The organism is Pseudomonas sp. F-14 TE3482 (genome assembly GCF_053629455.1).
Genome location: NZ_JBRJII010000001.1, coordinates 5,517,900 through 5,540,313, shown reverse-complemented (window position 1 = coordinate 5,540,313; position 22,414 = coordinate 5,517,900). Strand labels below are relative to the sequence as shown.

21 protein-coding genes are annotated in these 22,414 nt (G+C 61.1%); 6 read left to right on the top strand and 15 right to left on the bottom strand.

What is annotated here, in order from left to right; translation table 11 throughout:
• Positions 1-18: 18 nt before the first annotated feature.
• From AB7M26_RS25010 to AB7M26_RS24985, 6 genes are all read right to left on the bottom strand, one after another.
• Positions 19-1,134, bottom strand: a complete 1,116-nt coding sequence (locus AB7M26_RS25010) for an NAD(P)/FAD-dependent oxidoreductase (RefSeq protein ID WP_123496572.1) — start codon at positions 1,132-1,134, stop codon at positions 19-21.
• Positions 1,131-2,486: an FAD/NAD(P)-dependent oxidoreductase gene (locus AB7M26_RS25005; RefSeq protein WP_123496574.1), complete on the bottom strand. Its 1,356-nt coding sequence runs from the start codon at positions 2,484-2,486 to the stop codon at positions 1,131-1,133. Before AB7M26_RS25005 ends, AB7M26_RS25010 begins: the two co-directional genes overlap by 4 nt.
• A gap of 289 nt (positions 2,487-2,775) precedes the next feature.
• Positions 2,776-3,066 (bottom strand): (2Fe-2S)-binding protein, encoded by a 291-nt coding sequence (locus AB7M26_RS25000; RefSeq protein WP_123496576.1) that lies wholly within the window; start codon positions 3,064-3,066, stop codon positions 2,776-2,778.
• Positions 3,067-3,073: 7 nt separating this feature from the next.
• A complete protein-coding gene (locus tag AB7M26_RS24995; protein WP_123496578.1) occupies positions 3,074-3,868 on the bottom strand; it encodes an ABC transporter permease in 795 nt (264 codons plus the stop codon).
• Between the two features lie 6 nt (positions 3,869-3,874).
• Entirely contained in the window at positions 3,875-4,744 is an 870-nt protein-coding gene (locus AB7M26_RS24990; protein WP_123496580.1) for an ABC transporter permease, read from the bottom strand.
• Positions 4,741-5,766: an ABC transporter ATP-binding protein gene (locus tag AB7M26_RS24985; RefSeq protein ID WP_123496582.1), complete on the bottom strand. Its 1,026-nt coding sequence runs from the start codon at positions 5,764-5,766 to the stop codon at positions 4,741-4,743. The genes AB7M26_RS24990 and AB7M26_RS24985 overlap by 4 nt, the downstream gene beginning before the upstream one ends.
• A 244-nt stretch (positions 5,767-6,010) precedes the next feature.
• Between AB7M26_RS24985 and AB7M26_RS24980 the strand changes: the two genes are divergently transcribed.
• Positions 6,011-6,847, top strand: a complete 837-nt coding sequence (locus AB7M26_RS24980; protein ID WP_123496584.1) for an IclR family transcriptional regulator — start codon at positions 6,011-6,013, stop codon at positions 6,845-6,847.
• A gap of 134 nt (positions 6,848-6,981) precedes the next feature.
• Here AB7M26_RS24980 and AB7M26_RS24975 read toward each other — a convergent pair whose 3' ends face one another.
• A complete protein-coding gene (locus tag AB7M26_RS24975) occupies positions 6,982-7,734 on the bottom strand; it encodes an anti-sigma factor family protein (RefSeq protein ID WP_123496586.1) in 753 nt (250 codons plus the stop codon).
• A complete protein-coding gene (locus tag AB7M26_RS24970) occupies positions 7,731-8,237 on the bottom strand; it encodes an RNA polymerase sigma factor (protein ID WP_123496673.1) in 507 nt (168 codons plus the stop codon). The genes AB7M26_RS24975 and AB7M26_RS24970 overlap by 4 nt, the downstream gene beginning before the upstream one ends.
• Before the next feature lie 164 nt (positions 8,238-8,401).
• On the opposite strand from AB7M26_RS24970, the gene AB7M26_RS24965 reads away from it, so the two are divergent.
• Together AB7M26_RS24965 and AB7M26_RS24960 are read left to right on the top strand one after the other, a co-directional pair.
• Positions 8,402-9,496 carry a catalase family peroxidase gene (locus AB7M26_RS24965; RefSeq protein ID WP_123496588.1) on the top strand — a complete coding sequence of 365 codons (1,095 nt, stop codon included), beginning with the start codon at positions 8,402-8,404 and terminating at the stop codon, positions 9,494-9,496.
• Positions 9,493-10,038 carry a cytochrome b gene (locus AB7M26_RS24960; RefSeq protein ID WP_123496590.1) on the top strand — a complete coding sequence of 182 codons (546 nt, stop codon included), beginning with the start codon at positions 9,493-9,495 and terminating at the stop codon, positions 10,036-10,038. The genes AB7M26_RS24965 and AB7M26_RS24960 overlap by 4 nt, the downstream gene beginning before the upstream one ends.
• A 101-nt stretch (positions 10,039-10,139) precedes the next feature.
• Here AB7M26_RS24960 and AB7M26_RS24955 read toward each other — a convergent pair whose 3' ends face one another.
• Entirely contained in the window at positions 10,140-11,366 is a 1,227-nt protein-coding gene (locus tag AB7M26_RS24955) for an MFS transporter (protein WP_123496592.1), read from the bottom strand.
• Positions 11,367-11,462: 96 nt separating this feature from the next.
• On the opposite strand from AB7M26_RS24955, the gene AB7M26_RS24950 reads away from it, so the two are divergent.
• Positions 11,463-11,909: a winged helix-turn-helix transcriptional regulator gene (locus tag AB7M26_RS24950; RefSeq protein ID WP_123496594.1), complete on the top strand. Its 447-nt coding sequence runs from the start codon at positions 11,463-11,465 to the stop codon at positions 11,907-11,909.
• Positions 11,910-11,969: 60 nt separating this feature from the next.
• Here the strand turns inward: AB7M26_RS24950 and AB7M26_RS24945 are convergent, their stop codons facing one another.
• Both AB7M26_RS24945 and AB7M26_RS24940 read right to left on the bottom strand, forming a co-directional pair.
• Complete coding sequence (locus tag AB7M26_RS24945; protein ID WP_123496596.1) at positions 11,970-13,121, bottom strand: M14 family metallopeptidase; 1,152 nt, start codon at positions 13,119-13,121, stop codon at positions 11,970-11,972.
• A gap of 482 nt (positions 13,122-13,603) precedes the next feature.
• Positions 13,604-13,945, bottom strand: coding sequence for a DUF6124 family protein (locus AB7M26_RS24940; RefSeq protein WP_123496598.1), 342 nt, complete (start codon positions 13,943-13,945; stop codon positions 13,604-13,606).
• Positions 13,946-14,074: 129 nt separating this feature from the next.
• On the opposite strand from AB7M26_RS24940, the gene AB7M26_RS24935 reads away from it, so the two are divergent.
• On the top strand, positions 14,075-14,740 hold the full coding sequence (locus AB7M26_RS24935) for a LexA family protein (RefSeq protein ID WP_123496600.1): 666 nt from the start codon (positions 14,075-14,077) through the stop codon (positions 14,738-14,740).
• Positions 14,741-14,779: 39 nt separating this feature from the next.
• Here the strand turns inward: AB7M26_RS24935 and AB7M26_RS24930 are convergent, their stop codons facing one another.
• From AB7M26_RS24930 to AB7M26_RS24915, 4 genes are read right to left on the bottom strand one after another with little or no spacing between them, the layout of a single operon-like run.
• Entirely contained in the window at positions 14,780-16,735 is a 1,956-nt protein-coding gene (locus AB7M26_RS24930) for an acetyl/propionyl/methylcrotonyl-CoA carboxylase subunit alpha (protein WP_123496602.1), read from the bottom strand.
• Positions 16,735-17,550, bottom strand: a complete 816-nt coding sequence (locus AB7M26_RS24925) for a gamma-carboxygeranoyl-CoA hydratase (protein WP_123496604.1) — start codon at positions 17,548-17,550, stop codon at positions 16,735-16,737. The genes AB7M26_RS24930 and AB7M26_RS24925 overlap by 1 nt, the downstream gene beginning before the upstream one ends.
• 13 nt (positions 17,551-17,563) lie before the next feature.
• The gene (locus AB7M26_RS24920; RefSeq protein WP_123496606.1) at positions 17,564-19,171 is read right to left on the bottom strand and encodes a carboxyl transferase domain-containing protein; all 1,608 of its coding nucleotides are present in this window, start codon (positions 19,169-19,171) and stop codon (positions 17,564-17,566) included.
• A gap of 12 nt (positions 19,172-19,183) precedes the next feature.
• Positions 19,184-20,347, bottom strand: a complete 1,164-nt coding sequence (locus AB7M26_RS24915; protein WP_007904074.1) for an isovaleryl-CoA dehydrogenase — start codon at positions 20,345-20,347, stop codon at positions 19,184-19,186.
• Between the two features lie 330 nt (positions 20,348-20,677).
• Between AB7M26_RS24915 and AB7M26_RS24910 the strand changes: the two genes are divergently transcribed.
• Positions 20,678-22,384, top strand: a complete 1,707-nt coding sequence (locus AB7M26_RS24910; protein ID WP_123496612.1) for an AMP-binding protein — start codon at positions 20,678-20,680, stop codon at positions 22,382-22,384.
• Positions 22,385-22,414: the final 30 nt, after the last annotated feature.

Genomic DNA, 22,414 nt, shown 5'->3' with positions numbered 1-22,414 from the left:
TGGCGCGACCTTCCTCTATCAAGCAACGGAGATGGAGTGAAACCGGGTGATGGAAAACGCATCCAGCGACGTCTTTGACGCGCCGCTACAGATGATCTCGGTGAGCGCCTGGCCCACCGCGGGCCCGATCTGAAAGCCTGCGCCGGCAAAGCCGAACGCGTGCAACAGACCGGGTTGGGTGCTGCTGTGGCCGATCACCGGTTGGCGATCGGGCAGATAACCTTCGGTGCCGCTCCAGGTGCGAATCGCCTGGGCGCCTTCGAGAAACGGGTAGAGTTCGACGGCCTGGCGCAAGATCTCGATGACGGCGTTCTGACCAGGCCGGGCGCGGGCGTCATCGAGGGCAAAGCCCTGGCCGCCGCCCAACACACAATTGCCGCGAGCGACCTGACGGGCATAAATGCCGCCCCCCTCGACGCCGGTGCTGGCATTCATCACCAACGGCAACGGTTCGGTGACCAGCATCGCCGGGTGACCGGCATGCATTGGCACCGCTTCGCCGAATTGCGCGGCGAGGGTTCCGGCCCAGGCACCGGCGCAATTCAGCAGCCAGGGGGCGTGCAGCTCGAGGCCGGATTGAGTGCTGACGTGAAAGCGCTGACCGTCATGCTCCACCGCCGTCACTGCGCATTGTTCATGGATTTGCGCACCGTGCCGACGCGCCGCCTGCGCGAAGGCCGGAGACACCAGTCGCGGGTTGGCGTGGCCGTCGTCCGGGCACAACGAAGCACCGACCGCGACCTCGCCGACCCACGGAAACCGTGCGCGCAACTGATTGCGGTCGAGTACCTGCAAATCGAGGCTGAACCCCTGGCTGCTGGCGGCGTAATCCTGCAAGGCGTGCAAGTCATTGAGACTGCGGGCGAGCTTCAGGTGACCGCTGCGCTGATACTCGCCGTTGATGCCGATCAACTGCGGCAGTTGCCCCCAGATCTCGTGAGCCCGTTGCGACAGCGGCAATTGCGACAGCGGCCGGCCCTGACGACGCACGCCGCCGTAGTTCACGCCGCTGGAGTGCGAACCGCAAAAGTCCCGCTCCAGCAATGCGACGCGACGGCCGGCCTTGCTCAAGAACAGGGCGGCGGAGGAGCCGACAATGCCGCCGCCAATGATGATTGCATCGACCTCGATCATGGCTCGACCTCCAGACCGAATGGCAGGGGTTTGATCGGCGCCTGAGCCCGCAACCGGCCGATGTCGGACAGGTTGCGCTGGCTTTCGCAGGCGATGATTTCCGCTGCGGCGGCGCCACACATCCGTCCTTGGCAGCGACCCATGCCGACCCGGCAATGGGCCTTGACCCGATTGATCTCCCAATGGCCGTCGCGTACCACCTGACGGATATCGCCGGCGCGCACTTCTTCGCAGCGGCAGATCATCAGGTCATCCGCGGCGTCGGCGGCCCAGCCTTCGGGAAAGACAAAGGCGCGCTCCAGGCCTTGGCGGAATCTGACGATAGTGTTCAGCGACTGTTCCAGCTGGGTGGCACGCTGTGGCGGGATCAGGTAACCGATGTCTTCAAGCAGCGCCAGGGCTGCCCGTTCACCGGCCATTTCAGCGGCGTCGGCACCCATGATGCCGGCGCCGTCACCGGCCAGGTACACCTCGGCGACACTGCTGCGACCGGCGCTGTCGCGTTGCGGCAGCCAGGCGCGGTTGAGTGGGTTCCAGGTGAATTCACAGCCCAGCAAGTCGGCGAGTTGGGTTTCGCTGCGTAGGCCGTGGGCGAAGGCTACGGCGTCGCATTCGATTCGATGTTCGCTTGCTGCGTTATGCCAATTCAGCGATTGCACGCGGTGTTCGCCATCGATGCGTTTCAAGGTAGCGCCATGGTGCACCGGGATGCCATGGGCGGTCAGCCAGGTGCGGTAATAAATGCCTTTGGCCAACGTGCTCGGTTGCGCCAGCAGACCGGGCAGGGCGCGGGCCTGAGCGCTGAAGGGCGAGCTGTCGAGCACGGCGATCACGTTGGCGCCGGCCTTGGCGTATTGGTACGCCACCAGATACAGCAACGGCCCGCTGCCGGCGAACACCACCCGTTCGCCGATGGCACAGCCCTGAAACTTCAAGGCAATCTGCGCCGCACCGAGGCTGTATGTCCCCGGCAACGTCCAGCCTGGCACCGGCAGAATCCGGTCGGTGGCGCCCGTGGCAACGATCACCCGGGAGAATTCCAGCCGTGCGGCGCGGCCATCATGCAAGGTGTCGAGCGCCCCAGCTTCGGCGTTCCACACCAGCGTGTCGGGACGGTAATCGAGTTGCTCGCGCAGTGCGTCGATTGTCTGGTGCAGCGCGTTGGCCTTGCGTGCTTCGAAGCCATACAGCTTGACCGCCGAACGCTTGAAATTCGCCGGCTGACGCCGATAAATCTGCCCGCCACCGCGGGCGGCTTCGTCCAGCAGCACGGGGTGCACGCCGTGGGCAACGAGGGTTTGCGCCGCCCGGATTCCGGCGGGGCCCGCTCCGATGACGACCACAGACTTCATACCCACCCCATATGTGATCGACGCCCCAATCCTGTGGGAGCGGGCTTGCCCGCGATGACGGCGGCACATCCAACATTGATGCTGGCTGACAGATCGCTTTCGCGGGCAAGCCCGCTCCCACAGTTGATTGAGGTATGCCGCATTGTTTGTGATCGGCATTGCACCCCTGTGGGAGCGGGCTTGCCCGCGATGACGGCGGCACATTCAACATAGGTGGTGGCTGATAGACCGCTATCGCGGGCAAGCCCGCTCCCACAGGGAAATGGGTTTCTGCGGGGAAAGTTGGTGTTCATACCGATCGCCCTGGTTCGCGGTTGATGTGTTGGCCGGCTTCGAGCAGCGTCGAGCAAGCCCGCACCCGGCGGCCATCGCCCAGGCGTACCCAGCAGTCCTGGCAGGCGCCCATCAGGCAGAAGCCGGCGCGGGGTTCGGCGCTGAAGTCGCTGCCGCGCAGGTGTTCGCTGCAGGTCAGCACGGCCGTCAGCAGGGTGTCGCCGAGCAAGCCGCGGGCAGGCTTGCCGTCGAGGATAAAGTCCAGGGCCGGGCGGTCGCCTTCGGCCAGTCGTTTCAGCAGAGCCATGGCGACCTCATTGTTTACCCACCAGCACCCGATCCAGGCCATAGACCCGATCGAGCAGAATCATCGTCAACGCCGTCAGCGCAATCACCAGGGCCGACACCGCCGCCATCATCGGATCGATGGATTCGGTGGCGTACACGTACATGCGCACCGGCAGCGTTTGCGTGGCCGGCGAGGTGACGAAGATCGACAACGTGACCTCATCGAAACTGTTGATGAACGCCAGCAGCCAGCCACCGGCGACCCCGGGCAAAATCATCGGCAAGGTGATTTGCCGGAACAGCGTGAAGCGTCCGGCGCCCAGGGATTGCGCGGCGTGTTCGGCACTGCGGTCCAGACCGATGGCCGAGGCCAACACCAGTCGCAGCACGTACGGCGTGATCACCAGCACATGGGCGAAGATCAGCCAGGCGAAGCTGCCGTTGACACCCATCAGCGCAAACAAGCGCAGCAACGCGACGCCCAGCACCAGGTGCGGAATGATGATCGGCGACAGGAACAGCCCGTTGAAAAAGTCCCGGCCGGGGAACTCGAGTCGAGTGATCGCCAAGGCTGCCGGCACTGCAATCAGCGTCGCCAGCGTGGCGGCGCAGAACGCCAGGATCAGGCTGTTGTAGAACGCATCGACAAAGTCTGCGCGCTCGAACACTGCACGGAACCAGCGCAGGGAAAACTCCGTGGTCGGCAGGCTCAGGGTGTTTTCCGGGGTGAAGGCGACGAGGCACACCACCACCAGCGGCGCGAGCATGAACAGCACCACAAGGGTATGGAACAGCAGGGCGAAAGGACCGTTTCTGGACATGACGAGTTATCCCAATGACTTCTTGTAGCGGCCTTCGATCATCCGGTTCCACGACAGCATGATCAGCAGGTTGAGCAACAGCAGCGCGACGGCGATGGACGCGCCCATCGGCCAGTTCAGCTCCGACAGGTACTGGTCGTAGATCAGCGTGGCGACCATCTTTATCCGGCGTCCGCCGAGCAGTCCGGGAATGGCAAATGAACTGGCCGCGAGGCCGAACACGATCAAGGTGCCGGAGAGCACGCCGGGCATGATTTGCGGCAGCACCACTTTGCGCATCACCGTGAGGTGGCTGGCGCCCAGTGACAGCGCGGCCTGTTCGGCGGCCGGGTCGAGTTTCTGCAGCGAGGTCCAGACCGGAATGATCATGAACGGCAGCATCACGTGAACCAACGCGATCACCACGGCGAACGGCGTATAAAGCAACTTCATCGGCGAGCCACCGAAGGCTTGCAGGGTCTGGTTGACCAGGCCGTCGGCGCCGAGCAACAGGCTCCAGCCGAAGGCGCGCACCACCACCGAAATCAGCAACGGCGTGAGGATCAGAATCAGGAAGATCGAGCGCCACGGCGCGCCCATGCGACTGAGGATGTAGGCTTCGGGCACACCGATCACCACGCAGAGCAGGGTGGTCAGGGCGCTGATCCAGAACGTCCTCAGAAAAATCTCGTAGAAGTACGGATCGCCCAGCAGGCTGCTGTAGTGATCGAGGGTGTAGGCGTCGCTGTTAATTCCCGAGCTGTAGTCGAAAACGTTGAACGACAGCACCAGCGTCAGGCCCAACGGGATGACCAGTAAACCGAGGTACAAGGCCAGGGCCGGTGCTGACAGCCAATAACCCTGGCGTCCCTGGCGGATGACGGCAAGCGTACTCATGCCGACACCTCGTCGACACTCAGCACCCGCAGCAGCGCCGCGTCCCAGTCGAGCCCCACCGCGGTGCCTTCGGCCAGCGGTGCCGAGCCGTCGTTGCGGCGTACCACACAGAGTTCGCCCAAGGTCGTCGATACGCCGTACAACCATTGGCTGCCGAGGAAGAAGCGGCTGACGATCCTGCCTTGCAAACGACCGTGGCCAACATCACGCAGATCGATTTTTTCCGGGCGCAGGCTCAGGGTCAGCTCACCGTCACCACGGCCGCAGACTTGCACAACACCAGCACTGTCCCGCTCGCCGGGCAGCAGATTGGCCTTGCCGACAAAGCCGGAAATGAACTCGGTGCGCGGGTGTTCGTAGAGGGTGTAGGGCGCGTCAATCTGAGTGATACGCCCGGCTTGCATCACCACCACCCGGTCGCTGATCGACAGCGCTTCGGACTGGTCATGGGTGACCATCAGCGTGGTGATGCCGACCTCACGCTGGATGCGACGGATTTCGAACTGCATCTCTTCGCGCAGATTGGCGTCGAGGTTGGACAGCGGTTCGTCGAGCAGCAACACCGGCGGCTCGATCACCAACGCCCGGGCCAGCGCGACACGTTGGCGCTGACCGCCGGAGAGTTCTCGTGGGTAACGCTCGGCGTGCAGGTGTAACCGCACCAGTTTCAGCACTCGATCCACCCGTTGCTGCAACTCGCCGTTGGGCACTTTGCGCATACGCAGGCCGAAGGCGACGTTGTCTTGCACGGTCATGTGCGGGAACAGCGCGTAACTCTGGAACACCACGCCCAGACCACGACTGGCGGGTTTGACGTGGGTGATGTCGCGACCGTCCAGCACAATGCGCCCGCTGCTGACTTCAACGAAACCGGCAATCATTTGCAGGGTGGTGGTTTTGCCGCAGCCGGAGGGGCCGAGCAAGGAAACGAACTCGCCTTTTTCCACCGACAGGTTGGTGGCGACGACCGCGTCGATCTCACCGTAACGTTTGCCGAGGTTTTCAAGTTGCACGAAGGCCATGACTGCGCTCCACCTGAGATTGTTATGCGTCGCCAAAGGCGCGCTTTTTTGTATGGGCAGATACGAAAAGGGTGTTGCCGGGGTGCGTTGGCGCTCGACTTCTGTCGGCTGCCGCTGTTGTTCGAATCGCCCCTGATGGACGCAGAGTAGGACGAAGAATAGGATGGGCTCAATGGCCTATTTCACTGAAGCGATGACTATTTTCAGTTTCATTCAGTGAGTAAATTTATTGTCGAGAAATCACATGCCTGATTCCATTGAGCGGAATGAAAATAAAAATGAAGTCGGTGTTGGTGCGGTCTCAAGACTGTTTGCAGTGCTGCGCAGTCTGGGGGATACCATCGAGGGTGGAGAGCGCGTAACGCAACTGGCGCAACGCATCGGTTTGTCGCAACCGACCACCCACCGCTTGCTGCGGAGCCTGATGGACGAGGGCATGGTCGAGCAGGACGCGCGCAGCAAACGCTATCGCCTGAGCCTGGAGTTTTTTGCCTTGGCGGCCCGCGCCGGCAATACCGGCAATTTGCGCGAGCTGGCGCGGCCGGCATTGCTGCGGCTGTCGGCGTCGTTGGGGGACTCGTTGTTTTTGCTGGCGCGCAGCGGCTTTGATGCGATCTGTCTGGACCGTAGTGAAGGGCCGTTTCCGATCCGCACGTTTACCGGTGACATCGGCGGGCGGGTGGCGCTCGGCGTAGGGCAAGGCAGTCTGGCGATTCTGGCGTTTCTGCCGGAAGAGGAGCGCGACACGGTGATTCATTACAACTTGCCGCGGCTCAAGGATTTTCACCTGTATGACGAGGTGTTCCTGCGCTCGGAAGTCGAGAATGTGCGCACCCTCGGTTACGCCGGGCGCAACACCGGCGTATTGCAAGGCATGGCCGGGGTGGCCGTGCCGATTCTTGACCGCGAAGGCCGGGCGGTGGCGGCGTTGAGTGTGGCCACGGTCAGCGATCGCCTGGGGCCGGATCGCCTGCCGACAGTAGTGGAGATGCTCAAACGCGAAGCCGCCCTGATCGGGCCGCGGATCAATCCGTTCGATCCGCTGTTGCGAAGGCCTTCGCAGGTGTTCGGGCAGGGGTGACCACAATCTCCAAATAATCGCTGACCCTGTGGGAGCGGGCTTGCCCGCGATAGCGGTGGATCAGTCACCATCAGTGTTGGATGTGCGGCCGCAATCGCGGGCAAGCCCGCTCCCACAGGGATTGGCGGTGGTGATCAGAACTGCGCAGTTTGCTTGAGCATCTGCGCCGCAGGCGTGTCACTTGGGCTGACCATCGCATAATTGTACCCAGCCCCGGACCAATACTCGGCCTGCAACTCACCATCGCTGCGGCTACCCCGAGGGAGGAGGAAGTTTTTAGGTCCTGGCGGGCGGACGTAGAAGCTGACTTTGTGGCCGGCCTGATCCTCATAAATCACCATCGCCGCCGGCCCTTGTTCGGTGCTGAGCAGCCGCCCGCTGATGGGTGTGTATCCGGAAGCGGTCAGGTTTGGCAGGCGTTGGGCCTGGCTGAAGTACTGATCGAGCCAGCCTTGCATATCGCCGTCATTGCTGACTTTGTAGTCCGCCGGCAGGATGCCTTGCTGGGCAATCAGCCGGTAGGCTTGCATGGCGTCGGTCATCGGCAGCGGGGCGCTGGCCAGGGTCATTTGTCGCGCCTGCCAACCGCCCAATCCGCCGACGCTGACCGCGATCAGCAATACTGCGGCGCTGGCCAGATGGCGGCGTGACTGGCGTTTGGCTCGCTGGCGAATCATTGCCGGGTCGAGTTGCGGGTTGGCCGGTTGCTGCAAGGCGCCGCTCAGGGCCGCGCGCAACTGTTGGGCATCGTGTTGCCAGGCGCGTACTTGCGCGGCCACTTCGGCGTTGTTGGCCAGATAAGTCTCCACCCGATGTCGGTCGGCATCGCTGAGTTGATGATCGACGTAGGCGTGCAGGTCACGTTCGCTGGGAGGCATGCTGATCATTTGAGTCTCCGCAGGGAAGGGCGGTTGATTTCGCCGTCGCTGAGCTGGCGCAAGGCCTGGCGTGCGCGGGACAGGCGCGACATCACGGTGCCGGTGGGGACGTCGAGAATTTCGGCGACCTCCTTATAACTCAAGCCTTCCACCGATACCCAAAGCAGCAGTGCGCGCTGTTCGGTGCTGAGCTGATCGAAGGCTTGCAGGGTCGATTGGGCGATCACCGTACGTTCTGCCGAAGGCTGCGCATCATCACGGCCGGTAAAGAACTCGAGCATGCGCGCATAACGCCGGGAGCGGCGATGAGCGTCGAGAAACTGCCGATAAAGAATCGAAAACAGCCAGGCACGCAAGTCGCCCTCGGGACGTTTGTCGCCCCAACTCGACAGCGCGCGCTCAAGGCAGGCCTGCACCAGATCGTCGGCGCTGCTGGGGTTGCGCGTCAGCGATACGGCGAAACGCCGTAGCCTGGGAATGACTTCCCTGAGTTGTTCGTCGATATCGTTCATGAAGTTCTGACCAGTCACTACGCTGTGGTGAGTGTTCAGGAAGACGCCCGGCATTCGAGGTTATTCCACGCCTGGAAAAATAAACACCGGGCGATGGAATAAACCTTGGCGCGATTCGTCTGCCTGATTCTTCTCACTTGTGGCCGATGGCCCTGGAGTCATTCATGGTAGATCGCTCATCACCGCCAACGGGGCCTGACCGGCCACCGCTGAGTGCCGCGAGCTTGACGTTGCGCCTGACCGGCATTGCCGTGGTGGTCGCCGCGCTGGCCGGGGCTTTTGCCTACGTCAACGGCACACTCGACCCACAGCGCCTGACGCCGAAAGCCTTGGTCAATGTGCTGGAGAAAAACAACGGCGTACACCCGGGATTCCGTCGTAACCACGCCAAAGGCGTGTGCGTGATCGGGCATTTCGAGAGCAGCAGCCAAGCGCGCGAGTATTCCAGCGCCCAAGTGTTCAGCGAAGCGCGGACCCCGGTGGTCGGGCGTTTCGCGCTGCCTGCCGGTAACCCTTACGCGCCGGACAACAGCGTGCCGATCCGTAGTCTGGCGTTGCGTTTTACTCAGGCTAACGGCCAGCAGTGGCGCACCGGGATGAACAGCATGCCGGTGTTCCCGGTGGGCACGCCCGAGGCGTTCTATCAGTTGCAGCAAGCACAGTCACCGGATCCGTCTACCGGCAAACCAAACCCGGCGGCTGTTCCAGCGTTTTTCGGTTCTCACCCGGAAGCCGCGCCGTTTCTGGCCTGGATCAAAACCGCCAAACCGTCGGCCAGTTACGCGACGCAAACCTATAACAGCGTCAACGCGTTTTACCTGGTGAACGCGGCCGGGCAACGGCAGGCGGTGCGTTGGAGCATGACGCCGGTTGCTCAGGACGCGGCAGGTGCGACGGCTCCCGAGGGCGGTGATTTCCTAGAGAAAGATCTGGTGCAGCGCTTGTCCGCCGGCCCGCTGCGTTGGCAGTTGAACATCACCCTGGCGAACCCTGGGGACCCGGTCAACGACGCGAGCAAAGCGTGGCCCGACGGCCGAAAAGTGCTGAACGCCGGTACCTTGGTGCTCGAAAGCACCCAGCCGCAACTCAATGGCGAATGCCGTGACATCAACTACGACCCACTGGTATTGCCCAGCGGTATCGAAGGCTCCGACGACCCGCTGCTTGCTGCTCGCTCAGCGGGTTACGCCCGCTCCTACCTGCGCCGCACCAGCGAAGTGAAGCAGTTGCCCAACGCCAAACAGGAGTCTCAACAATGAGCGCTCAACCGAACCATTTCGCGCCATTGGCGCGGCTGCTGCACTGGCTGATGGCGCTGATGATCCTCTCGATGCTGTTTATCGGCGCGGGTATGGCGGCCTCGGTGTCCGAACGCCATCAGTGGCTGATCCATCTGCACAAACCTTTGGGCGTTGCGATTCTGTTGCTGGTGATCGTGCGCCTGGCCGTGCGTTTTTCGACCCGCCAACCACCACTGCCTGAGGACCTGCCGGGTTGGCAAGTGGTCGCGGCCAAGGCCTCGCATGCCTTGCTGTACGCCTTGATGCTGATTTTGCCGCTGCTGGGCTGGGCGATGATTTCGGCGGCCGGCGATCCAGTGATGCTCAGTAGTTCGTTGCAGTTGCCGTCGATTCTGCCAGCGAATGCGCAGGTGTTTGCGTTCCTGCGCAAGGCGCACGGGTATCTGGCGTATCTGCTGTTTCTGACTGTGCTGCTGCATTTAGCGGCGGCGTTGTTTCATGGTTGGGTGCGCCGCGACGATGTGCTGAACAGCATGCTGCGGGGCAAGGATCGCGGGTGATCAGGAGGCTGGCACGGCATTGTGGCGAGGGAGCTTGCTCCCGTTGGGCTGCGAAGCAGCCCCCAAATGCAGTTAGTCAGACGCTCCTGCGTCTGATTGATTTACGACTGCTGCGCAGCCGAGCGGGAGCAAGCTCCCTCGCCACAGGTGTTGGGTGTTTTGGCGGCGAGCGTCAGCCACCAATAAATCAACGCCACGGCATTGATCCCCGCACCCAGCCAACACACCCCGATCCATCCCGCCCAAGCGTACATCGCCGTTGAACCGATAGAACCCAAGGCGCTGCCGATCGAATAGAACAGCATGTAGCCGGCGGTGAGTCGGCTTTGCGCTTCGGGGCGCACGCTGTAGATCATGCTCTGGCTGGTGACATGAATGGCTTGCAAACCCAGATCCAGCGTAATCACCCCGAGCAGCAGCGCCCATAGCGAGGATTGGGTGAGTGCGATGGGCAGCCATGAAGCGAGCATCAGCAGCAACGACAGTCCACTGGTCCATTGGCCCAAACCGCGGTCGGCCAGATGCCCGGCGCGGGCAGCGGCTAGCGCACCAGCGGCTCCGGCCAGGCCGAACAGTCCGATTTCGGTGTGGGAAAGTGAAAGCGGCGGGGCACTCAGCGGCAGCACCAAGGGTGTCCACAGCACCATGGCGCTGGCGAAGGTCAGCAGGGCAAGCATGGCCCGTTGACGCAATACCGGTTCTTCCTTGAACAACGTGAATACCGAGCCGATCAACGCAGCGTAAGCGCTATCCGGTCGCGCATCTTCGTGCTTGGGCAGCACACGAAACAACAGCAGCGCCATCACCAGGGTCAACCCGGCGGACAGCAGATAAATCGAACGCCAACCGGCCAGATCGGCCATGCCGCCCGCCACCGTTCGTGCCAACAGAATGCCGACGACAATGCCGCTGGTAATCACGCCCACCACACGTCCACGTTGCGCCGGGATGGCCAGGGTCGCGGCGTAGGCCACCAGGACTTGCGTCACGACCGCCAGTAATCCGGTCAGCGCCATGCCGAGCAATAGCCAGATGCTGTTCGAGGCAAACCCGATCATCAACAAGGCCAGCGCCGACAGCAGGGTTTGCACGACGATCAGCCGGCGGCGGTTGAGCAGATCCCCTAGCGGAACCAGCAACAACAGACCCACGCCATAACCGATCTGGGTAAGGGTGACGACGATACCGATGGTTGCCGGGTCCATGGCGAAGGCTTCGGCCATGGCATCGAGCAGCGGTTGTGCGTAATACACATTACCGACGGCCAGGCCGCAGGCAACGGCAAACAGCAGCACCACTGCGCCGCTTAACGGGTGGTCAGGTTTCATCACGGCTTCCTTTTGTGGTTTCAAAATAAAACCAGTTGTACGGTAGGGAGTCTGGTTTTATATTGCAACCACATTTGTTTGCCGGCGGACGCGGTCATGGTTAAACGTACAAGCATGGAAGGCGCCGAATGCCCGGTCGCCCGTTCACTGGACGCGATTGGTGATTGGTGGTCGTTATTGATCGTGCGCGATGCGTTCGATGGCTTGCGGCGATTCGGTGAGTTCCAGCGCAATCTGGGCATGGCCAAAAACATCCTCTCGGCACGCCTGCGCACATTGGTGGCTCACGGGATTTTCGATCTGGTGCCAGCGTCGGATGGCAGCGCGTATCAGGAATACGTGCTGACGGAGAAGGGCAAGGGCCTGTTCCCGTTGATCATCGGATTGCGGCAGTGGGGCGAGGCGTTTTTCTTTGAGGCGGGGGAGGCGCATTCGCGGGTTGTCGATCGTGAGAACGGTCGACCGGTGCGGGCGCTGGAGTTGCGTGCCGAGGATGGGCGTTTGTTGGGACCGGAGGATTGTGTGCGGATCGCTGCCCAGTGAAAACGTCAAAAGATCGCAGCCTTCGGCAGAAGCCTGCGATCTTTTGACGTTAAAGGACAATCAGCGCAGGGTATCGACCATGTCGGCGATGGTCGTCAGCACGTCCTTGCCCAATTGCTTGGAGCGTTTGCCGGACCAGCCGGTCAGCGGGTTCGGTGCGTCATTGTGGTCTTTGAAGGGCATTTCCAGGGTCAGCGACAGGCAGTCGAACTTCTGACCGACGCTGTTGCAGGCCAGGGTCATGTTGGCTTTGCCAGGCTCGTCGCGGGTGTAGCCGTACTTGGTCTGGAAGTCTTTGGTCTGATGTTTCAGATGACTGCGGAAATGCTCTTCGAGTTTTTCGATCCGCGGCGTATAGCCCGGGTTGCCTTCGCAACCGGCGGTGAACACGTGGGGGATTTCTTCATCGCCATGGATGTCGAGGAACAGGTCGACGCCATACTTTTCCATCTGTTGCTGAACGAACAGCACTTCCGGGCTGACTTCCTGGCTGGCGTTCTGCCAGGCGCGGTTCAGGTCCTGACCCATGGCGTTGGTGCGCAAATGACCGTGGAAAGCGCCGTCCGGGTTCATGTTCGGCACCAGGTACAGGTCGGCGCTGGCCAGGAGTTTTTCCAGCACCGGGTCGTCGTGTTTTTCCAGGCGCTCGATCACGCCTTCCATGAACCATTCAGCCATGTGTTCGCCGGGGTGTTGCTGGGCGATGATCCAGACCTTGCGCTGACCTTCGGCCCCCGTCCCTTTGCGCAACAACTGGATGTCACGACCTTCAACGCTTTTGCCGGTGGCCAGCAGTTCGGTGCCGGCTTTGGTCAATGCCTGTTCGATCAGCCAGTCATGACGGCCCCGGCTGTAAGGTTCGAAGTAGGCGAACCAGGCATGTGTGGCAGTGGCTTCCAGGCTGAAACGCAGGCAGTCGCCTTCAAAGATGGTCGGCACCCGGAACCAGTTGACGTGGTCATAGGACGCTACCGCCTGATAGCCATCCCAGGCTTTGTTGTACGAGGATTTGCTGGCGTTGTTCAGGCGAAACCAATGCTCCTGTCCGACGTGCAGACCGCTGGCCTTGAAGTGGAACCACTGGAAATGCTGGCTGCGAGTGTCTGGCTTGATCGCCAGCAGTGCTTGCAAAGGATTGCTGATGTCCAGCACTTCGATGTTGCCACTGTCGAAGTTCGCGTTGATGTCGAAAGAAGATCTAGCCACGGCCATAATCAATTCCTGAGTATGTTTTTTATGGCTGCTACTTTACACGCAAGGGAGGGAAAAACCGGGGGAAATTGCGAGGGTGGAAAGGGGGGGCGTCCTCCTTGACGCCGATGCAGCTTAGAGACTGTGCAAGTGATTCTCAAGTGCTATTTTGCGTTAGTTTGGCCCAATGCTACCGGGCCTCTCTTGCCAACAGATATTCTTTTGATATCATCCGCGCCAATCGAATTTTGCAGCACCCACAGACTTCATTAGCCTGAAGCCAAAGCCAGAATAACTGGCAAAAAAAGACCCGGCAAAAAGCCGGGTCAAAAACCGTGATTAGCCTGATGAGGAGATAGTCCAGGAGACCGACCTAAGGTTCCTGGTCCATCGACTGATCTCGCGACCAGCTGCATGCAATAATAATCATTATCATTTGCAAGTCAAATGTTTTTATCTGCGTGATTGGAAAATTCTTTCCTTTCTACTCCTGCGTATTCGCCTCAGCCCTGCTGTGCCCCTTCCAGGGATCGATCGACCATGGCCTTGGCCATGTCGATCATGTGCACCGTCGAAAACGCCAGATCCCGGCTTGCGCCCTGCAGCTGGTTGGCTGATTCATGCGCGGTGGCGGCGGCACATCGCAACAGATCCGAAGCATGGACCAATGCCTCTTCGCTGCTGATGTTACGGTTCACATCGAAGAAACGTTCTTCGCCGGCCTGTTCTGACACAGCTGGTTTCAAGTAATAGTCCAGTGCCCGCTGCGCGGCAGCCGAGCCTTTTGGCGAGTTGAGTGTGGTGTCGAATTGCATGTCGGGCAGGGTAATGCTGGGGATGGTCATGACGATGGCAAGCTCCGTGAGAGATTCAAATCCGTGAGCCCAGCTTAGTACGTACTGTATTTGTGTCTTGAATTTAAATACTACAATTTGTGTTTTGTTGGTCGGAGTACCCCACGTATCGTGCCGCACATGGATAAATGGATTGAATTGGTCAAGGCCAAAATGAGTGAACTCAAAGTCACTCAAGAAATACTCGCCGAGCGCATCGGAATGTCCCAGGGCGGCGTCGGCCATTGGCTGAATAAACGTCGTCAGCCCCGCATCCAAGAGATGAACCGTGTCTTGAAGGCGCTGGGGATGGACTATCTGGAAGTCGCGATGGTGATCAGGGAACCGCAGATCTCACAGGATGAGGAGATCTCTCTGACGCAAAAGTACAACCCGTACTTTCGCTACCCGGTCAGTGACTGGCGGGAAACCGGAGAGGTGCGCGATGGAGAACTATCGGCTTACGGTGCCTCATCGACTGTCAGCAAGCCGCGCTTCGAGTTGTCCGATTACCATGCCCAGGGCGCAGCGTTCTGGCTGGTGGTGGTTGGCGATGCGATGACCGCACCCACGGGGGTGAGCATTGCCGCGGACATGTTGATTCTGGTGGACCCGGCCATCGTGCCCGAGCCTGGCAAACTGGTGATCGCCCAATGGCCCGGCAGCGCCGAGGCGGTTTTTCGCAAGCTGATCGAAGAGGGTGGGCAGCGTTACCTGGTCCCGCTCAATCCGACCTATCCGAAAGCCCTTTTCACCGAGGAATGCCGAATTATCGGCGTAGTGGTTCAGGCGACTGCCAAATTCTAATCAGATCGGTCCTCGCAACGCGTAGGACCGATCTTCATTTTACGCGTGTTCCAACTCCACCAACGCACTGCCTTCGCTGACCATCTCGCCTTCCTGGCAATACAACGCCCTGATAATTCCAGCGTGTGGCGCGCGAATGCTGTGCTCCATTTTCATCGCTTCCAGCACCACCAATTGCGCCCCGGCTTCGACCGTTTGCCCAGCCTCCACCAGCACTCGCACGATGCTGCCGTTCATAGGCGCGGTGAGTCCGCCCTGATGGCTGTGACTGGCTTCGACGGCACTGATCGGGTCATACGACTCGATGCGGCGCAGCTCACCGTCCCATTGCAGATACAGCGTATCGCCCCGGCGGATTGCCCGGTGCTGGCGACGCAAACCGTTGTGTTCGGTCAGCAGGTATTCACCCTTGAGCTGCGCGGTATGAGCGTCGGCATCACCCAAAGTCAACGCCCGGTCTTGCTCTTCGCAACTCAAATGCAGGGTGATTTCTGTTGGCAGTCCGGCGCGGAATCCGTTGCCGATACCCCAAGGCGAACTCAGGTCATCAGTGCGGGTCGTGCTCGGCTGGCTCTGGGCAAATGCCTGCGCGGCCGCTTGCCAGAATTCATCGCTGAGGTCTGAAGGTGCTGGCAGCAGTTGTTCCTGATAACGCGGAATAAACCCGGTATCCAGCTCCGCTGCGGCAAATGCAGGGTGGCCGATGATTCGGCGCAGGAAGTTGATGTTGGTTTTCAGCCCGCCGATGGCAAACTCATCAAGCATGCTCAGCAAACGCAGCCGCGCCTGCTCACGGTCTTCGCCCCAGGCAATCAGCTTGCCGAGCATCGGATCGTAGAAGGGCGAAATCTCGTCGCCTTCTTCGACACCACTGTCGACGCGACGCCCCGACCCTGCGGTGGATTCACGATACAACGCCAGACGCCCGGTGGCCGGGAGAAAATCGTTGCCCGGGTCTTCGGCATACAGCCGCACTTCAATCGCATGGCCGATCAGCGGTACCTGATCCTGGGTCATCGGCAACACTTCACCGCGGGCCACGCGAATCTGCCAGGCCACCAGGTCGAGACCGGTGATGGCTTCGGTGACCGGGTGTTCAACTTGCAGGCGCGTGTTCATCTCCATGAAGAAGAACTCACCGCGCGCATCCAGCAAAAACTCCACGGTGCCGGCGCCGACGTAACCGATGGCCTGTGCCGAGCGCACAGCGGCTTCGCCCATGGCGCGACGCAGTTCCGGGCTCAGACCCGGAGCCGGGGCTTCCTCGACGACTTTCTGATGCCGACGCTGGATCGAGCAATCACGTTCATTGAGGTACAAGCAGTTGCCATGCTGGTCGGCGAATACCTGGATTTCCACGTGGCGTGGCTTGAGCAGGTACTTCTCCACCAACATCCGCGAGTCGCCGAACGAGGACAGCGCTTCACGTTGCGCCGAGGCCAGGGCTTCGGCCAGTTGGCTGACGTCCTCGACCACTTTCATGCCTTTTCCGCCGCCGCCCGCCGTGGCCTTGAGCAGCACCGGATAACCGATGCGTGCGCAGGCGTCGCGGAAGGTTTCGAGGTCCTGGGCTTCACCGTGATAGCCGGGCACCAGTGGCACGCCTGCAGTTTCCATCAGGGCTTTGGCCGCGGACTTGCTGCCCATGGCGTCGATGGCCGAGGCGGGCGGGCCGAGAAAAATCAGACCGGCCGCTTCGATTGCGCGGGCGAACCCGGCGTTCTCCGAGAGAAAACCATAACCGGGATGAATCGCCTGAGCGCCGCTGGCTTTCGCGGCGGCGATCAGTTTATCGATTTGCAGGTAACTGTCGGCGGCTTTGCTGCCGCCCAGGTCAACGCGGATATCGGCTTCGCGGCTGTGCCGGGCATCCCGGTCGGTGGCGCTGTGCACGGCCACGGTGGTCAGGCCCAGGGCTTTGGCGGTGCGCATCACCCGGCAAGCGATTTCGCCGCGGTTGGCCACCAGCAAGGTGGTGAGAACAGGTGCGCTCATCAACGCGGCTCCTTGAGGGTGGTTTCGGCTTGCCAGGTTGGCGAGCGTTTTTGCAGGAAGGCGCGCAGGCCTTCCTGGCCTTCGGGACTGACGCGGATTCGGGCGATGGCGTTCTCGGTGTAGCGCCGCAGCGCCGGGGTCAGCGCGCCGTGACCGACTTCACGCAGCAAGTCCTTGCTGGCGCGCATGGCCGCCGGACTGTTGAGCAGCAGGTTGTCGATCCACTGATCGACTTTCTGCTCCAGCTCAGCCATTGGGTAGCTTTCCGACAACAAGCCGATTTCCCGAGCCCGTTGCCCGCCGAAACGTTCTGCGGTCAAGGCATAGCGGCGTGCCGCGCGCTCGCCGATGGCTTGCACCACGAACGGGCTGATGACCGCCGGCGCCAGGCCGATGCGCACTTCCGACAGGCAGAACTGTGCGTCATCGGCACCGATGGCCATGTCACAGCAACTGATCAGGCCCAGCGCGCCGCCGAACGCCGCGCCTTGCACCACGGCCAGCGTCGGAACTTTCAGTTTGGCGAGGTTGTACATCAACTCCGCCAGTTCCCGGGCGTCATCCAGGTTGGTGTGGTAATCGAGTTCGGCCGATTGCTGCATCCAGGCCAGATCGGCACCGGCGCTGAAATGCTTGCCGCGTCCGCGGATCAACAGAAAACGCAGGCTGGCATCGCTCGACACTTTGTCCAGCGCGAGGATCAGTTCGCGGATCATTTCGGCGTTGAAGGCGTTGTTTTTTTCTTCACGGCTGAGCCACAAGGTCGCAAAACCCCGCGGATCGGTCAGCAGTTCGAGGGTGTTGAAGTCGCTCATGATTTTCTCCCGATCACATCCGGAACACGCCGAAGCGGCTCGGTTCGATTGGCGCGTTCAGCGACGCCGACAAGGCCAGGGCCAACACGTCGCGGGTCTGCGCCGGGTCGATGACGCCGTCGTCCCACAGCCGGGCGCTGGAGTAGTAGGGGTGACCCTGTTCTTCGTACTGATCGAGGATCGGTTGCTTGATCTCGGCTTCCTGCTCGGCGCTGAAGCGATGACCACTGCGCTCGGCCTGCTCACGCTTGACCTGCACCAGCACGCCTGCCGCCTGTTCGGCTCCCATCACGCCGATCCGTGCGTTCGGCCACATCCACAGGAAGCGCGGATCGTAAGCCCGACCGCACATACCGTAGTTACCGGCCCCGAAACTGCCGCCGATGATCACGGTGAATTTCGGCACCTTCGCGCAGGCCACGGCGGTCACCAGTTTCGCGCCGTGCTTGGCGATGCCGCCGGCTTCGTATTTCTGACCGACCATGAAACCGGTGATGTTTTGCAGGAACAGCAACGGGATGCCGCGCTGGCAGGCCAGTTCGATGAAGTGCGCGCCTTTTTGCGCGGCTTCGGCGAACAGGATGCCGTTGTTGGCGAGGATCGCGATCGGGTAACCGTGCAGGTGGGCAAAGCCGCAGACCAACGTAGTGCCGAACAATGCCTTGAACTCATCGAACACCGAGCCGTCCACCAGCCGGGCGATCACTTCGCGCACGTCGAAGGGTTGCTTGGCGTCCGCCGACACCACGCCATACAACTCGTCGCTGCTGTACAGCGGCGCGATCGGCGTGCGTTGTTGCAGTTCACCGAGCTTGCGCCAATTGAGGTTGGCGACGCTGCGCCGGGCCAAGGCGAGGGCGTGCTCATCGCTTTCGGCGTAGTGGTCGGCAACCCCGGAAATCTTGCAGTGCACATCGGCCCCACCGAGGTCTTCGGCGCTGACCACTTCACCCGTCGCGGCTTTCACCAGCGGTGGGCCGGCAAGGAAAATCGTTGCCTGCTGACGAACCATGATCGCCTCGTCGGCCATCGCGGGTACATAAGCGCCACCGGCGGTGCACGAGCCCATGACCACCGCAATCTGCGGAATGCCCATGGCGCTCATGTTGGCCTGGTTGAAGAAGATCCGCCCGAAGTGTTCGCGGTCCGGAAACACTTCATCCTGACGCGGCAAGTTGGCGCCGCCGGAGTCCACCAGATAGATGCAGGGCAGGCGATTTTGCTGGGCGATGGTTTGCGCGCGCAGGTGTTTTTTCACCGTCAGCGGGTAGTATGAACCGCCTTTCACGGTGGCATCGTTGGCGACGATCATGCATTCGACGCCTTCCACACGGCCGATTCCGGCAATCACGCCAGCGGCGGGAACGTCTTCGCCGTACACCGCGTAGGCCGCCAGTTGGCTGATTTCGAGAAATGGCGAGCCGGGATCGAGCAGGCGATTGATCCGCTCACGGGGCAGCAGTTTGCCCCGCGATGTATGCCGCTCCTGAGCCTTCGGGCCGCCACCTTGCTGCACTTGCGCGAGCAGGGTGTGCAGGGCGTCGACCTGCTTGAGCATCGCCGCGCTATTGGCCGCGAACTCCGCCGAACGGGGGTTGAGCTGGGTATGCAGGATAGCCATGTGCAGCTCCGTTTAGCGGGTTTCGTTGAACAGTTCACGACCGATGAGCATGCGACGGATCTCACTGGTGCCGGCACCGATTTCATACAGCTTGGCGTCACGCAGCAGACGACCGGCGGGGAATTCGTTGATGTAGCCGTTACCGCCGAGAATCTGGATCGCGTCCAGGGCCATTCGGGTCGCGCATTCGGCGCTGTAGAGGATGACTCCGGCGGCGTCCTTGCGCGCGGTTTCGCCGCGCTCGCAGGCCTGGGCCACCGCATAGAGGTAGGCGCGGCTGGCATTGAGTTGGGTGTACATGTCGGCGACTTTGCCCTGGATCAGCTGGAATTCGCCAATGCTCTGGCCGAACTGCTTGCGGTCGTGGATGTACGGAACGATCAGGTCCATGCAGGCCTGCATGATCCCGGTTGGACCACCCGAGAGCACCACGCGCTCGTAGTCGAGGCCGCTCATCAACACTTTCACGCCGCCGTTGAGCACGCCGAGGATGTTTTCTTCCGGCACTTCCACGTCATCAAAAAACAGCTCACAGGTGTTCGAACCGCGCATGCCGAGCTTGTCGAACTTGTTGCTACGGCTGAAGCCTTTGGAATCACGCTCGACGATGAACGCGGTGATGCCGTGCGGCCCTTTTTCCAGGTCGGTCTTGGCGTAGATCACGTAGGTGTTGGCGTCAGGGCCGTTGGTGATCCAGGTTTTGCTGCCGTTGAGTACGTAGTGGTCGCCACGTTTGTCGGCGCGCAGTTTCATCGACACCACGTCGGAACCGGCATTCGGTTCGCTCATGGCCAGGGCACCGATGTGCTCGCCGCTGATCAGTTTCGGCAGGTATTTGCTTTTCTGTTCGTGAGTGCCGTTGCGGTTGATCTGGTTGACGCAGAGGTTGGAGTGGGCGCCGTAGGACAGGGCGACCGAGGCCGAACCACGGCTGATTTCTTCCATGGCGACGACGTGCGCCAGGTAACCCAGGCCCGCACCGCCGTACTCTTCCGGCACGGTGATACCCAGCAGGCCCATGTCGCCGAATTTGCGCCACAGGTCGGCGGGGAACAGGTTGTCGATGTCGATCTGAGCGGCGCGCGGGGCGATCTCTTTGGCGACGAAGGACTGAACCTGATCGCGCAGCATGTCGATGGTTTCACCGAGGGCAAAGTTCAGGGATGGGTAGCTCATGGGGCACCTTTTGGCTTTTTTGTAGGGTGGGGAGGGCAGTGATTCGGCTCTCACCTTTACGTTAACGTAAGCCTGTGTCGAATGGCTGTCAATGACCCTTTACGTTAACGTCAACTTGAGCGAGAGTAGAGCCAGTTCTGAAAGACCAGCGTCGCACTCTGTGGCGAGGGAGCTTGCTCCCGTTCGAGCGTGAAGCGGTCGCAAAGTCAGCATCCGAGGTGTGTCAGGCATCCCCCGATAGCTGATTTCACGACTGCTGCGCAGCCGAGCGCGAGCAAGCTCCCTCGCCACACAAGCCTCGCTCCTACAATAAAGACAATAGGGGTCGTCATGGATCAACCCAGTGCAAGCCCGCAGCGCAGCTATACCCGTGGTTCCCAGGACAAAGCCTTGCTGGCGATGACCATCGGGCAGGCGTTCGATAATACGGTCGCGCAATACCCGAACGGGGAGGCGCTGGTCGTGCGCCATCAGCAGTTGCGCTACACCTGGCAGCAACTGTCAGAGACCGTCGACCTGCACGCCAGAGCATTTTTGGCGTTGGGCTTGCAGGCCGGTGACCGGCTCGGCATCTGGGCGCCGAACTGTGCCCAGTGGTGCATCAGCCAGTTCGCCAGCGCGAAAATCGGCGTGATCCTGGTCAACATCAATCCGGCTTACCGCAGTTCCGAACTCGAATACGTGTTGAAGCAGTCCGGTTGCCAATGGCTGGTCTGTGCCGGGGCCTTCAAGACCTCCGACTATCACGGCATGTTGCAAGGATTGGTTCCGGAACTGGCGGAGCAATCCATCGGCCAGTTGCAGAGCGAACGCCTGCCGGAACTGCGCGGGGTGATCAGCCTGGATACGCAACCGCCATCGGGTTTCCTGCCGTGGTCGCAGCTGACCGATCTGGCGGCCAGCGTGTCAATCGAGCAATTGCGCGAACGCCAGGACAGTCTGCATTTCGATCAAGCGGTAAACATCCAGTACACCTCCGGCACCACCGGTTTCCCCAAGGGCGCGACCCTCAGCCACTACAACATTCTCAACAACGGTTACATGGTCGGTGAAAGCCTCGGGCTGACGGCCAATGATCGGCTGGTGATTCCGGTGCCGCTGTACCACTGCTTCGGCATGGTCATGGGCAACCTTGGCTGTGTCACCCACGCCAGCACCATGATTTACCCCAACGACGCCTTTGATCCATTGCTGACGCTGAGCACCGTCGACGAAGAGAAAGCCACCGCGCTTTACGGCGTGCCAACCATGTTCATCGCCATGCTCGATCAGCCCAAGCGAGCCGAGTTTGATTTGTCGAGCCTGCGCACCGGGATCATGGCCGGGGCGACCTGTCCGATCGAGGTGATGCGCCGGGTTATCAATGAAATGCACATGAGCGAAGTGCAGATTGCCTACGGCATGACGGAAACCAGCCCCGTGTCTTTGCAGACCGGTCCGTCAGACGACCTGGAATTGCGTGTCACCACCGTTGGCCGAACCCAGCCGCAACTGGAAAGCAAAATCATCGATGAGGCGGGCAACCTGGTACCGCGCGGCACTATCGGAGAGCTGTGTACTCGGGGCTACAGCGTGATGCTCGGCTACTGGAATAACCCGCAAGGCACCGCCGAGGCTATCGATGAGGCGGGCTGGATGCACACCGGCGATCTGGCGAGCATGAACGACGAAGGCTACGTGTGCATCGCCGGGCGTAACAAAGACATGATCATCCGCGGCGGTGAGAATATTTACCCAAGGGAACTGGAAGAGTTCTTCTTCACCCACCCGGCGGTAGCCGACGTGCAGGTGATCGGCGTTCCTTGTTCCCGTTATGGTGAAGAGATCGTCGCCTGGATCAAATTCCACCCCGGTCACAGCGCCACCGAGCAGGAACTGCAAGCCTGGTGCAAGGAGCGCATCGCACACTTCAAGACACCGCGTTACTTCAAGTTCGTCGAGGAGTTTCCGATGACGGTGACCGGCAAGATCCAGAAGTTCCGGATGCGTGAGATCAGCATCGAGGAACTGGCCTCAACGGATCGCCACGAGGTTTGAATGCCCTGACCGGCAATACCGACCAGGGCA

Excerpts from the sequence above, each read along its gene's own strand:
- AB7M26_RS25010 (WP_123496572.1), bottom strand. The coding sequence starts at position 1,134 with ATGATCGAGGTCGATGCAATCATCATTGGCGGCGGCATTGTCGGCTCC.
- AB7M26_RS25005 (WP_123496574.1), bottom strand. The coding sequence starts at position 2,486 with ATGAAGTCTGTGGTCGTCATCGGAGCGGGCCCCGCCGGAATCCGGGCG.
- AB7M26_RS25000 (WP_123496576.1), bottom strand. The coding sequence starts at position 3,066 with ATGGCTCTGCTGAAACGACTGGCCGAAGGCGACCGCCCGGCCCTGGAC.
- AB7M26_RS24995 (WP_123496578.1), bottom strand. The coding sequence starts at position 3,868 with ATGTCCAGAAACGGTCCTTTCGCCCTGCTGTTCCATACCCTTGTGGTG.
- AB7M26_RS24990 (WP_123496580.1), bottom strand. The coding sequence starts at position 4,744 with ATGAGTACGCTTGCCGTCATCCGCCAGGGACGCCAGGGTTATTGGCTG.
- AB7M26_RS24985 (WP_123496582.1), bottom strand. The coding sequence starts at position 5,766 with ATGGCCTTCGTGCAACTTGAAAACCTCGGCAAACGTTACGGTGAGATC.
- AB7M26_RS24980 (WP_123496584.1), top strand. The coding sequence starts at position 6,011 with ATGCCTGATTCCATTGAGCGGAATGAAAATAAAAATGAAGTCGGTGTT.
- AB7M26_RS24975 (WP_123496586.1), bottom strand. The coding sequence starts at position 7,734 with ATGATCAGCATGCCTCCCAGCGAACGTGACCTGCACGCCTACGTCGAT.
- AB7M26_RS24970 (WP_123496673.1), bottom strand. The coding sequence starts at position 8,237 with ATGAACGATATCGACGAACAACTCAGGGAAGTCATTCCCAGGCTACGG.
- AB7M26_RS24965 (WP_123496588.1), top strand. The coding sequence starts at position 8,402 with ATGGTAGATCGCTCATCACCGCCAACGGGGCCTGACCGGCCACCGCTG.
- AB7M26_RS24960 (WP_123496590.1), top strand. The coding sequence starts at position 9,493 with ATGAGCGCTCAACCGAACCATTTCGCGCCATTGGCGCGGCTGCTGCAC.
- AB7M26_RS24955 (WP_123496592.1), bottom strand. The coding sequence starts at position 11,366 with ATGAAACCTGACCACCCGTTAAGCGGCGCAGTGGTGCTGCTGTTTGCC.
- AB7M26_RS24950 (WP_123496594.1), top strand. The coding sequence starts at position 11,463 with ATGGTTAAACGTACAAGCATGGAAGGCGCCGAATGCCCGGTCGCCCGT.
- AB7M26_RS24945 (WP_123496596.1), bottom strand. The coding sequence starts at position 13,121 with ATGGCCGTGGCTAGATCTTCTTTCGACATCAACGCGAACTTCGACAGT.
- AB7M26_RS24940 (WP_123496598.1), bottom strand. The coding sequence starts at position 13,945 with ATGACCATCCCCAGCATTACCCTGCCCGACATGCAATTCGACACCACA.
- AB7M26_RS24935 (WP_123496600.1), top strand. The coding sequence starts at position 14,075 with ATGGATAAATGGATTGAATTGGTCAAGGCCAAAATGAGTGAACTCAAA.
- AB7M26_RS24930 (WP_123496602.1), bottom strand. The coding sequence starts at position 16,735 with ATGAGCGCACCTGTTCTCACCACCTTGCTGGTGGCCAACCGCGGCGAA.
- AB7M26_RS24925 (WP_123496604.1), bottom strand. The coding sequence starts at position 17,550 with ATGAGCGACTTCAACACCCTCGAACTGCTGACCGATCCGCGGGGTTTT.
- AB7M26_RS24920 (WP_123496606.1), bottom strand. The coding sequence starts at position 19,171 with ATGGCTATCCTGCATACCCAGCTCAACCCCCGTTCGGCGGAGTTCGCG.
- AB7M26_RS24915 (WP_007904074.1), bottom strand. The coding sequence starts at position 20,347 with ATGAGCTACCCATCCCTGAACTTTGCCCTCGGTGAAACCATCGACATG.
- AB7M26_RS24910 (WP_123496612.1), top strand. The coding sequence starts at position 20,678 with ATGGATCAACCCAGTGCAAGCCCGCAGCGCAGCTATACCCGTGGTTCC.